Raw genomic sequence first — 12,650 nt, 5'->3', positions numbered from 1 at the left:
TGATATCCATGAATGATTGGACAAACGATTTTGACATTGTGATTGTTGGCGCAGGCGTAGGCGGCATTTGTGCAGCTTTAGCTGCTTCAAGATTACACAGCAAGGTGCTGCTTATTGAAAAAATGAGTGAGATTGGCGGAACGGGTGTCCATGCGGCAATCGCTTTAGTATGCAAGTTTCGTGATCATGATGGAAGATGTGTGAACACGGGGATTCATAAGGAATTATTCCCTCAGGCCTATCAGAATACGGGCTTGACCTTTGATGAGGAAACGGTATCCAGCTATGATGAACAGGAATTAAAAGAAACGTACCATCGATTAATTCAAAAAGAGAAAAATCTGACCGTATGGACGGACTGCGAAGTGGACGCCGTACAGGTGGAAGATGGGAATATTCGTTCAGTGACGATCACTGGATCTAAGCAAACGCATGTATTCGGTCGTGTGTTTCTTGACGGCACAGCAGACGGAAATTTGTCTGCATTGGCAGGAGCAGAGTTTCAAAAGGGGCGTGAAAAAGATGGAAAGATGCAGATGGCGACGGTTACTTTCAAACTCACTGGATTCGATCCCTCGCTGTTTAAAGTAAAGGATGTTACAAGCTGGGGCTGCTTTTTTTGGCTGGAAGAGACGCTCAAGCCTTATTATATGGCGATGAAACAGAGAACGAACAGCACGAATATGCGTCAGGGCGTATTAGCATTCCCTTACCCAGATGGCAAAGCATTCCTATTTAATTCGACGGCTGTGAACGATGTTGATCCCACGATTCCAGGATCGGTTGAAAGCGCGTTTGAAATCGGCAAAGTTCAAGTATACGAATTAGTTGAAGCGATCAGGGAGCATCCTGCTTTCCGGGATGCGAAGATCGAGACTATTTTTACGAAGCTAGGGGTTCGTGAAGGCCGTAGAGTTGTCGGAGACTACATGTTAACCGGAGAAGACTGTCTGCAAGTTCGCAAGTTTGATGATATGGTGGCGGCGTGTGCTTATGATGTGGATGTCCATGATCCAGATGGGAAAAAAAATCACCAAGAGTACATGACGATTTTGCCGAGCCCAGGGTATTATCATATTCCTTATCGCAGCCTTATCGCCAAAGGATTTGGCAATCTGCTATTAAGCTCGCGCTGCATTAGCGGTACATTTGAAGCTCACGCTTCTTATCGTGTAATGTCAGGAATCAGTGCTATCGGCGAAGCAGCAGGAACCGCAGCAGCCTTAACAGTCAAATCTGGCTTCAGCGATGTTCGGATGGTTTCTGCCGAAGAGATTCGTTATATTCTCCAAACCCGTGGCCAATTTGTAGAAGGTCCTGTCAAGGAGACACATGTGTTGGTTAAGTAAATGAAGAAAGAAGGCATATACTGGGCGCTATTCGATGAACGGTGTATGCCTTTTAATCTTTGAATGGATGAAGGAGGTGAGAGGAGACACACGGTTTCCAATTCTGTTGAAAATGATTTACATTTGAAGGGAGATGTATGGCAATGAAGAAAATGTTAAGCCGTTTGAGTACTGCATGTATGGTGTTTGCTCTGCTAGCAACGTACGGGTTCACTCTAATTTCAGGAAACCAAGTGGCCCATGCAGCATCATTAACCATTGAGCAAACGACAGTTGGGAACATTTTTTATGAAAGCGATGCCAAAACAATTAGAATCAATACAGATGGGGATTCGATTGATTGGGTGTATTCCGATTATTGGAATAACACGGTGCAGTCCGGAAGCCAAGCTGTAAGCGATGGAACGACCCTGCTAACCGTTAATCCTGGGAAAAAGGGATGGTTCAACTTAGTGATTACAGCCAAGCAGAACGGGAACGTTGTGGCCACGAAAGAAACCTCGTTCGCCGTTGTCGCGAATTTCGATCTGAGCCAAGTGGCGGATTCGCATTTTTCGGTACAAACGCACGCTGCTCGAACGGATCTTATTGCTCAAGACTCTGCAGCTTTAATTCCGATTGCGAAGAAAATGGGAGTTAAGTATGTCAGAGATGCCTTGCGGTGGGGGGACATCGAGAATACGGCGAAGGGGGTTTATCGTTTTAAAACCTTCCATGATGATTTCATGTCGCGTGTGGCGGCGAACGATCTCAAGCCCTATATCACTCTTGCGTTATATAATGATTTCTATGATGGAGGAAATGCGCCTACGAGTTCGGAAGGAAGGATGGCCTTTGCTGAATATGGCAAGCAAGTATTGAGTAGATACCCGGAAATTGGTCAGGTGGAAATTTGGAACGAACCCGATATTCCTTCGTTTGGGAAGGGACTTAGCACAGAGGCAGAGAAGGCGGATTTTTATTTTAATTTGTTAAAAACCTCTTACGAACAAATTCATCCGCTTTTTCCGAATGTCAAAATAACAGGATTTGTCTTTGGCGAACTAGGCTCAGATGCATTTTTGGAAGCGCTTTATCAAAAGGGTGCGCTGAATTATATGGATGAATATTCGTTTCATTCGTATACGAGGAATCCAGAGGATTTCGTTAAGGACATCAATAGGCACAGAAATATGATGAAAACCTATAACAATAATCAAACCATTCCAATTAATCTTTCGGAGACAGGATTCAGCAACTTTAATTTCGACGAGCATGTCCAAGCCAACTATGTGGCTCGAAGAATTGTCACTGCCTTGGCAAATGGTATCCAAAAAATTAATATTTATAATTTGCAAAATAAATCTACGGTTCCGAATGAATTTGAGGGAACGTTCGGTTTGATTCGGAATCCTGACGATGCCAAAGGGGCTTATGTTCCGAAGCCGGCCTATGCCGCTTATGCGACTATGACCCGCGAATTAACGGGAGCGGATTTCCAAACGACGGAGGATGTTGGACCTGGTGTTTATAGTCATAAGTTTCATACAGCAGCGGAGGATGTTCGGGTTATGTACGCTCCTGCGGGAGCCGACCTCAAGCTTTATACGGGTGGTCCCCTTCATGTCACAGACATCATGGGGAATACGTTAACGTATACGCCAACGAATGGTTATGTACAGCTGCGGCTGGATGAGAATCCGCTTTATGTCAAAGGTGGGTTGGAGGCTCCTTATATCGAAGAGATTCCGCCGACGATTACTAATCCGATCACTCTCTATAGCGGTTACAGCGTGGGAGGTTACGCCGAAGTCAATGGGCCGCTTGGAACAGCTACGAACAAATGGGTAACGTCATCCGTGCTCAAAAGCTATAATGGCGGAATTTCGCGAGCGATTACGAACCCAACGGGCGCATCGGCCAAATGGACGCCGAATGTGTCTGCGTCCGGGCGTTACCGAGTGTCAGCGTATCTTCCCGGAACGCCCGCCACTCCGGTGAATACGACGAAGATGGCGGCGTATTCGATCTATATCAACGGAATAAAACAGGAAACGAAAAATGTGGATCAATTCTCTCTACAGGGATCTTGGCAGGTATTGGGTACCTATGAGTTTCCAAGGGGAGCAAGCAGTTATATCCTGCTTGAGGATACAAGCCTGGCTCACGATCGACCGCTTCGGGCGGATGTCATCAAGCTAGAGGCTATCCCTCCGACAGGAATTGCTCTGGATGCCGATTCACTCGACCTAGGGGTAGGTGATACGCATGCCTTCAAGGCTGTCTTTACGCCTGCCGAGGCGACAGACCAGACGCTGGTTTGGAGCAGTTCGAACAGTCAAATCGTGACTGTCGATGCCGACGGGCATGCGAATGCGACGGGGGTCGGAGCGGCGGTGATTCGTGCGACGAATCCGTTGACTTCTCTTTATACCGAAGCGAAGATCCAAGTAACGATGCCTGTCATAAAGCAGGTGACGATTTATAATAGTTATGGCACAAACGGGGGATACACGGAAGTCAATGGGCCACTAGAAATCGCTACGAATAAGTGGGTGACTTCTACGGTTCTCCAAGGCTATAACGGCGGCATATCAAGAGCGATTACGAATCCAACGGGAGCATCAGCCAAATGGACACCAACGATTAGCCAACCTGGACGATACAGGGTATCGGTTTATTTGCCGGGAACGCCTGCGACCCCGGTGTATACGACGAAAGCTGCCGAATACTCGATTTATATCAATGGCACGAAGAGTGATTCCAAGATTGTCGATCAATCTACACGGCAAGGCTCGTGGCAGGTACTGGGCATCTATGATTTGCCGCGAGGAAGTGCCAACTACATCTCGGTCGAGGATGCGAATTCAGCTCATGACAGACCGCTTCGTGCGGACGCAGCCAAGTTTGAGTTCATCCCCGCTACGGGCATCAGCTTGGATACTCAGACGCTCGATTTACAAATAGGAGATACGCATGTGTTTACGGCTAAGATAACTCCGAACGATGCAACGGATCAAAATCTGGTTTGGAGCAGCACGAATAGCGATGTGGCAGCCATTGATGCCGAAGGACATCTGCGTGCTCTGGCTGTTGGAAGCGCGGTGATCCGCGTCATGAATCCATTGACGTCTGTTTACACTGAAGCTGTAGTAGTAGTAACACAGGTCGATAAGTAGCGGATAGAAGATTGCAAGGAATGAGCTGTCCCATAAGTAGATAAACCTACTTGAGGACAGCTTTTTTTTACCCAATTCAGAAGTTTTCTCGAAAAATAGCTGGTAGCAGGGTTATCCCTGATTCTAGCTCCAGCTGCTTTTTATAAACCTGCAATTGTGCAGGTTTTTTGCTCGTGGCGTAGCCTCAATGATGAAATTCCTGCGATTGTGCATGTTTTTGAGGCTTTTTCTGAATCAGAGGCTGGAAAAGATGAAAATGCCTGCACAATTGCAGGCATTTCCACTTTTTAGCCGAAATCACCCGGAAATTCCTGCACTTATGCAGGTTTTCATCGTCAGGTGAACCGAACTGATCCCCAAGAAGGAATAATCTTTATTATAGCCATTCCACGCGCACGGAAGATATGGTATAATTCTCGCGTATTTAATTTCCCATATTGATAATAGGGAATTACTGTGTCTGAATTGTTATGTACAAATTGAATTGAGCCAGAAGGATTAATACTTTAATTGTTCAGCTCTGTCATACAAACTGGGCTTACAACTTTCAACCGTTGTAGGCCTATTTTTTTTCATTGGCCGATAATGTAAAGATATTGTAAGCGAAGGGACTACAAACCGTGAAAAACAAAACAGTCATTACAGGTTTTGGACTCAGACTACCTAAAATTCAAAACGTTGTGCAATTTGAAAAGGTGTTGCGAAATGGTATTTGTACACAATCGATTGTCACTGGAATAGGGCCCAAAAGAGAAAGTCTGGTCTGCGGAATAATTGAAGAAGAGCTGGAAGAAGCCCGTGAAAGAAAACTGCGCGGATACCCTAGAGCCGCTCTACTCGGTATCGCTGCGGCAAAGGAAGCGCTGGAACAAGCACAAATTGCGAGTCCGAAGGCGAGACTAGCCGTTATAATAGGTACTTCGACTTCAAGTCTTCCTGAAATAGAACAATGTTCTTATCTATATAAAAGCAATCAATATAATAAAATCAGTGCTTTCAATGCCGGGATGACGAATATTCATAGTCTTTCTTCTGGTATAGCCAATTATTTTGGCTTGGGAGATGGCAATCTTGTATTTACATTAACTAACGGTTGTTCGTCAGGTTCGGATGCCATATTTTTAGGAAAGACTCTATTAGAGAATGGCACGGTTGATATCTGTATTGTTGGTGCAGCGGAGACACCTTTTTGCGATTCAGCCATAGTGAGTTTTGCTAAGCAGAAAGCGATCAAATTCAATGTCAATATTGGAGAGACAGGGAATCCATTTTCCAAAAACAGCAATTCATTTGTCATTTCTGAAGGAGCAGCCGTTATTGTTATGGAGACAGAGCAGCAAGCCAATAAGGAGAATAAGCACATATATGGCTATTTGACAGGTGCCGCTGCGAATAACGATGGTGTGAGCATTCATCAAATGGACGAAAATGGCGAACGATTATATCAAACGTTTGATCAAGCTGTTGGAAGCCGGAAAATTACATACACGAATAGTCTAGCGCTGGGGCTGGATTTGCAAGACGAAAATGAGGCCAAAAATCATATGAAAAAGTTAGGTGCTCATACACCTATCACTTCCATTAAAGGGATGATCGGTCATCCTTTCGCTGTTTCTGGCGTTGCCCAACTCATCTCCTCGTTAATCAGTTTGAGAGATCACTTTATTCCACCAACAACGCTGAGTGATTTCAAAGGTTATGAGCATGTGAACATTGTCAAAGAAACCATGCATGGCGACATTCAGAATATTGCAATCACTTCTCATGGATATGGCGGGAATAATAATACAATTGTGGTATCGAAAGTAGGTTAAGTTATGAATTTTATCCTTATGGCAGCAATGTCTTTCATACCACTGTTCTTAGGAATGTCCTGTAAAATGCTGTTCAAAACAAAATTAACTAACGCCATGTTAGTCTTTATGATTTTTATGTGCTTATGGCAATTGGATGTAAGTGTTTTATATGGCATTGACTTGCTGAAGGAAGACAGCTTGTTTTTTCTATTTAAGCTTTTTCGGATAGGTTCCATTATGCTTCCTCCAGCTTTTCTATACGTCGGATATGTTACATTGAAATATTTGACCAAAGAAGAAGCGAAATGGATGAACTGGATTATCAATAAGTACACACTAGGCGTGTATAGTGTTTGGTCAGTATTCATTTATGTGATCAATTGGACCGATTATGGGGTATTAAGTTTGAAGAAAATTGAAGGGTTTGGAAGTGCGATTAGTGTTCTCTATCCCGTTTACGGGGAGTGGAGTTACTTATTTGTAAACCACATTAAACTATTGATCGTTAGTATTCTATTAACACTCATTTCGAGCAGAAAAGTAACCGATAAGCATGTGAAAAATTTTCTGACTTTATTTAGTCTGACGTTTCTTTTGACCTATTTGATTGGCGTCTTAAATTTGCAGGCAGGAACTTTTATTTATTCAAGTCAAATTGCTGTGATGATTTTTTCTATCTTTATTTTCTTTATTTTTGTTCATATGAGTACAAAGATGATTAGGGAAACAACCCAGATCTTAAAAAGAAAAGAAAAAGAAGAGCAAATTGAGATAACGACCTCTGGATTAATTCATGAGATCAGCAATCCTTTAACGATCATGAAAGGGTATTCAGAACTTCTGTCACGCAACGAACAGTTGGATGTAAGCGCCCAAGGGATGGTGGGTCAAATTAAAATAGCTGGTGCCCACATGCACAGCATTATCATCAACTATAATCAATTTATAAAAAGCGGTAAAATTAATACAGAAGAAACCGATGTTATGGAAATTATTAAAGAATCGATTGTATTAACGTCCATAAAAATAAAAGAAAAGAATGTATTCATCGAACTGAATGAACAAAAAAATAGGGTTGCGAACATAGATAAAGATAAAATGAGACAAGTGTTTATTAATTTAATTAATAACAGTATAGAAGCAATGGATGAAAAGGAACTGAAAATCATCAAAATTAACACCTATACGAGTGACAATGCCATCAATATTATATTTACTGACACAGGATCAGGAATTCCGAGGAATGAATGGGATCGTATATTTGCGCCATTTCATACAACCAAAGAAGCGGGGATGGGACTCGGATTGTCCATTTCTCAGCGCATTCTAAATTCTCACGGCGGCTATATTGAAATATTAAAGAGTAACGAAGTAGGAACTGAGATTAAAGTTACTATTCCTTTAATAGACTATGGAGAATTAATGGATGGCGCAAGTGGGTAAAACGGAAGCCAACAGCCGATAACTAGGGATCGGCAGTTGGCTGAATTGCTTTTTCATTGCTTAATCATTCAATCTCTGCTATTATGACGATACTTATTAAAGTTGTTTAATAAGTATCGTCATAAGGTGGTGAACAGGATGAGTGATTTACATACGACGCCCAAAGATAGGAAGAAAGTTATTCTTCGCAGTATTCGTTCAGCTCTTCTAGCGCTTGAGAGTGCAACGAAGATTGAACTGAGTCAGAAATTAGGCATTAGCTTTCCGACAATTAGTAAGTTTCTAACGCAAATGGAGCAGGATGGGGAACTGCTTATAGTTGGTCTGGATGATTCAAGCGGCGGAAGAAGAGCCCAAAGATATGCTTACAACCCGGAGTTTATGCTGGGTTTGGCTATATTTCTAGAGAAGACGGAAACGAATTACACGATTTTTAATTGTTTGGGAGAAGTGAAAGAACAAGGTCAAACATCAAGTCTCTTAATGGATGATGTACTTGGCTTAATGACGCAAATTGAGAAAATTATCGCGAAGTACCCAAAGATCAGCTCGCTTGCGATCGGTGTGCCTGGTTCGGTTAATCATGGTCGAATTATTTATATACCGAGCTACGAGCAATTTCATAACTTTGATTTGAAAGGATACTTCGAAGAAAGGTTGGCTCTGCCTGTCGTTGTAGAGAACGATATGAATGCAGCTGTTCTTGGATATAACGCAAACAGGCCAAGTAAAGTGAACCCATCCCTGATCTATTTGTATTTTGGTCAAAACGGACCTGGCGCAGGCATTATGATCAATGGCGACGTGGTGCGAGGAAGTACGTTCTTCTCGGGAGAGATCTCGTTCGTCCCACAATACGATGAGCGGAATTTTCTGCAAGCTTTGAGCCAGGGCAGGGGACCGGAGAAAGCAAATGTAGGTGACGAGGCGATAGATGCAATTAGCCGGTTAGTTGCTTCGTTTACGGCTATTATTAATCCTCATGCGATTGTTTTTTGCAATGATGAAGTGGACCAAACAGTGATTAGCCAAATTACAAGCAAGAGTGCAGCGTATATCCCTGAAGCACATCTTCCAAAGCTTATCCGAAGTGACTGGAAGCAAGATTATTTATATGGACTACAGACTTTGGGACTTGATCTAATGGTTTCTGGTAAAAGCAATTAAACTTCATTATGAGCAGGAGAGAATTATGGCGACATTCTTTTTATTCATTATTTATTTGGCCTTCATTAGCTTGGGGTTGCCGGATTCATTGCTGGGGACGGCTTGGCCCGTCATGCAATTGGATTTTGAAGCGCCGCTTGAGACCGCTGGTTTGCTTTTTATGGTCATCGCAGCAGGTACGATTGTGTCTAGTTTGGCAAGCGGAGCCGTACTCAAACGATTTGGCACAGGCAAGGTAACGCTTGTCAGTTGCCTGCTAACTGCCGGTGCACTGCTTGGTTTTGCTGTTTCCCCTTCGCTTATTTGGCTAATGATATGTGCTATTCCACTTGGATTAGGCGCAGGATCCGTAGATGCAGGGCTAAACAATTACGTTGCTGAGCATTACAAAGCACACCATATGAGTTGGCTGCATTGTTTCTGGGGAGTCGGGGCTACGATGGGCCCTATCATTATGGCGCAGTTTATTTCAGGGGAAAATACATGGAGACATGGCTATCTGACTGTTGCCGGTATTCAATTTGGCTTAGTGGTCATTCTCTTCTTCACATTGCCTTTGTGGAATCGGGTTGCCAAAAACAGCAAGGCTCCTTTGAGTGAAGAGCCGGAAGTAGAAGAAAGCTTATTGAATAATGAAATGGACAAACCTGTAAAACCATGGCAGATTAAGGGAGTTAAGCTGGCTCTTGTTTCCTTTTTGTTTTATTGCGGAGTCGAAGCAACGATAGGTTTGTGGGGTAGCAGCTTTCTTGTCAATATAAAGGATTTGCCCGCCGCCACCGCCGCACAATGGATTTCTCTCTATTACGCGGGGATAACAGTCGGCAGATTAATAACTGGTTTTATCACCTTCAAAATAAGCAACCGTCTGCTCATACGTACAGGTCAAATCACGGCTCTCATTGGTGCAGCGCTGCTGATTCTGCCTTTGCCGTCTAGTTTCTCGCTTGCAGGTTTTCTGATCATAGGTCTTGGCTTGGCACCGATTTATCCGTGTATGCTGCATGAAACACCTGTACGTTTTGGGAAAAAGCACTCCCAGACCATTATGGGCTACCAAATGGCTGTCGCGTATACAGGCAGTACATTTATGCCTCCGCTTCTCGGATTGCTTGCTTCCTATGCAACGATTAGTATCCTTCCTTTGTATCTCGTTTTGTGCGCTGCAGCCATGCTCCTGTTTTCGGAAAGATTGAATGTCTTTCTGAAAAGGAAATATGTTGGCAAGGACAACAACACGCATTTCACAGCAAATTTATGACAATGTTAGTTTAATAACGGATACCCATAGACTAGACACGACAAAGGTGTTCAATCTATGGGTATTTTTTTGTATGGAGGCGCTGGGAATTTCGACGTTCCCCCCGTTCAATTAGCAGCTTTAATCGCATACACACAACGGTTGCTACCCGATAAGATATGTGAAATCCGCTCAACTTCAACATCGTTCCCCAAGACCTGCTGGAGCATTTCCAACTCCTTGCTGCAAAAACCTGAGCATGCTTTGGCTGCTTCGCAGATCGGACAGTGTTTCTCCACGAAAGAAAAAGATCCATCCGGATGTTCGGCAACTTCCGCCATGTATCCCTCCGTTGTGCGGCATTCTGCCAGAGCTATTAATTTCTCATGCAAAAGAACGCAGGCTGCTAGTTTATTCTTGTATTGTGCTATCTGTTTCTGATTGCGAATTTCAAGCAGTTTCTCCAATCCTTCTTCATCGAAAGCTTCCTTCATGGATTCAATTAAACTGACGACAAGGTCGCCATGTCCATCCGGAAACAGACGATTCGACTCTGGCGTAAGCCTCCACATTTTGGCAGGACGACCCATAGTCCTTGGTTCCTCCACATAGGTGACCAGTTGCTGTTCTTGCAGATTATATAGATGCTGACGCACGGCCATTCCCGAAACATCAAGCTGTTTCGCCAATTGAAGGGCATCTAAAGAACCTTCCTGTTTCAATAATTTCACAATGGTCCGCCTAGTTCTTGTAGCCATACCTTCTTCATTGACAGTTGGATCTTTCTTTTTCAAGTGACGACACCTTCTTCTTTTGGGCAAAATGGGAATTATATTTCCTTACATTGTAAAGAAAAAAGTTGACTAAGTCAAAATGAAACCTTATATTGAACTTTATAAAGGATAATGTTTACAAAGTATCCGGATACGATGTATAACATGCATTTGCCTATGATATGGAGGATTAAACAGGATGTCGTCAACTCAAAGTATTTTTGGAACCAAATATTTGGCTTTGTCTATTGGTATTATTTTAGCTGTAATGGCTGTTGGGTTTGAAGGTTTGGCAGTAACTACAATTGCTCCCGCTATAGCTAACGATCTAGAGGGAATCAGCCTCTATGGTTGGATCTTCAGTGCTTATTTGCTCGCTCAAATTATAGGAACATTGGTCGTAGGGCGTCTTATCGACAGGAAAGGGCCTGCGTTGCCTTTTACCGTAGCCATTGTGTTGTTTGCGATTGGATTGATCACTGCGGCCGTTGCTACCGACATGATTGTTTTAATATCCTCGCGAGCCTTGCAGGGGTTCGGTGCAGGCGCGATGATGACTTGCGTATATACCGCTATTTCCTTAAGTTATCCTGACGAGCTTCGCCCCAAAATATTAGGAGCTTTCGGAACAGCCTATGTGCTGCCTTCTATGATTGGTCCTTATGTTGCCGGAGTGATTTCCCAACAATTTTCGTGGCGCTTCGTGTTCTGGGGGGTGCTGCCGTTTTTACTGCTTGCAACGTTTCTAAGCTTACCCGTCTTTCGTAAATTGCAAATTCCGAACGTACAAAAGGCGAGTGGAGCAGGTGCAACCTGGCTGTCTATTCTGCTAGCCCTCGGTACTGGACTTTTCCTAAGCGGCCTCGGAATGCTCCCGAGAACCGTAGGGATCGTATTGGTCCTTGTTGGCCTGGTTCTTATGGCACAGCCGCTTCGTAAATTGCTTCCTGGAGGCACGCTGAGATTTCGCAGGGGCTTGCCTTCGCTAATCGCTTCACGAGGATTATTTTTTGCCGCTTATGTGAGTACTCAGAACTTTCTAGTGCTTGCATTGACAGAAACCAAAGGACTAACAGCGGATTTGGCTGGGTTAATCGTGGCAAGCGCTGCGCTTAGCTGGTGTGTTGTCTCCTATTTGCAGTCCTACTGGGATGCTGGGGATCAAGGTCGAGGCCGGAATAAAAGAATTAGAATAGGCGTCTTCCTCATGATTATTGGCATTGGCATTGTCGTTTGGGTGCCTGGCATCAATATTGCCTTGTCGATCATCGGTCAAATGATAACAGGAATTGGGATCGGCTTGGCTCATCCCACAAGCGGTGCCGTTGCTTTTGCAAATGCCAAGGAAGGAGAGTCAGGCCAGGTCTCAGCCAACCTGCAGTTCGCAGATTCATTCACACCTGGCATGGTCATCGGTATTGGAGGGGCGATTATTGCGGTGGGGCAAGCATCCGGATTGTTGATGGAGGCGGGCATTTCTGGAGCCATGCTGGTTAATCTTGTTCTCATTGTCCTGAGTTTACTAGCCAGCACACGGTTGAAAATAAATGTTAGGGAGGGGAAGCATACATGAAAATAAAGGAATCTGGGATCATTTGCTATCACCCGTCATTCACAGATTCAATTGGGGGATAATTAGCGTAATGATTGACCCTGAAGGAAATAGGAGTCTCCAAAGACTTCTATTTGCGAACAACAACCACTTTTTGGACAAATAGAAGCTC

The 12,650-nt window shown here is 43.8% G+C and carries 8 protein-coding genes; 7 read left to right on the top strand and 1 reads right to left on the bottom strand.

The genetic code is table 11. From position 1 onward, the window contains the following. Nucleotides 1-8: 8 nt before the first annotated feature. From HQN90_RS27375 to HQN90_RS27350, 6 genes are all read left to right on the top strand, one after another. On the top strand, nucleotides 9-1,349 hold the full coding sequence (locus HQN90_RS27375; RefSeq protein WP_173224667.1) for an FAD-dependent oxidoreductase: 1,341 nt from the start codon (nucleotides 9-11) through the stop codon (nucleotides 1,347-1,349). 143 nt (nucleotides 1,350-1,492) lie between these two features. After that, nucleotides 1,493-4,507, top strand: a complete 3,015-nt coding sequence (locus HQN90_RS27370) for a golvesin C-terminal-like domain-containing protein (RefSeq protein WP_173224664.1) — start codon at nucleotides 1,493-1,495, stop codon at nucleotides 4,505-4,507. Between the two features lie 620 nt (nucleotides 4,508-5,127). Continuing rightward, a complete protein-coding gene (locus tag HQN90_RS39715; RefSeq protein ID WP_173224661.1) occupies nucleotides 5,128-6,321 on the top strand; it encodes a beta-ketoacyl synthase N-terminal-like domain-containing protein in 1,194 nt (397 codons plus the stop codon). A 3-nt stretch (nucleotides 6,322-6,324) separates the two neighbouring features. Beyond that, entirely contained in the window at nucleotides 6,325-7,746 is a 1,422-nt protein-coding gene (locus HQN90_RS27360; protein WP_173224658.1) for a sensor histidine kinase, read from the top strand. A gap of 138 nt (nucleotides 7,747-7,884) precedes the next feature. Then, nucleotides 7,885-8,913 carry an ROK family transcriptional regulator gene (locus tag HQN90_RS27355; protein WP_173224653.1) on the top strand — a complete coding sequence of 343 codons (1,029 nt, stop codon included), beginning with the start codon at nucleotides 7,885-7,887 and terminating at the stop codon, nucleotides 8,911-8,913. A gap of 25 nt (nucleotides 8,914-8,938) precedes the next feature. Continuing rightward, on the top strand, nucleotides 8,939-10,174 hold the full coding sequence (locus HQN90_RS27350) for an MFS transporter (protein WP_173224650.1): 1,236 nt from the start codon (nucleotides 8,939-8,941) through the stop codon (nucleotides 10,172-10,174). A gap of 107 nt (nucleotides 10,175-10,281) precedes the next feature. Here HQN90_RS27350 and HQN90_RS27345 read toward each other — a convergent pair whose 3' ends face one another. Next, complete coding sequence (locus tag HQN90_RS27345; RefSeq protein ID WP_246362870.1) at nucleotides 10,282-10,947, bottom strand: helix-turn-helix transcriptional regulator; 666 nt, start codon at nucleotides 10,945-10,947, stop codon at nucleotides 10,282-10,284. 178 nt (nucleotides 10,948-11,125) lie between these two features. On the opposite strand from HQN90_RS27345, the gene HQN90_RS27340 reads away from it, so the two are divergent. After that, a complete protein-coding gene (locus tag HQN90_RS27340; protein ID WP_173224647.1) occupies nucleotides 11,126-12,499 on the top strand; it encodes an MFS transporter in 1,374 nt (457 codons plus the stop codon). Nucleotides 12,500-12,650 lie beyond the last annotated feature (151 nt).

It is taken from the genome of Paenibacillus alba, assembly GCF_013204855.1.
GTDB lineage: Bacteria > Bacillota > Bacilli > Paenibacillales > NBRC-103111 > Paenibacillus_E > Paenibacillus_E alba.
Note: the sequence above shows the minus strand (reverse complement) of the source record. Positions and strands in the feature narration are given on the sequence as shown.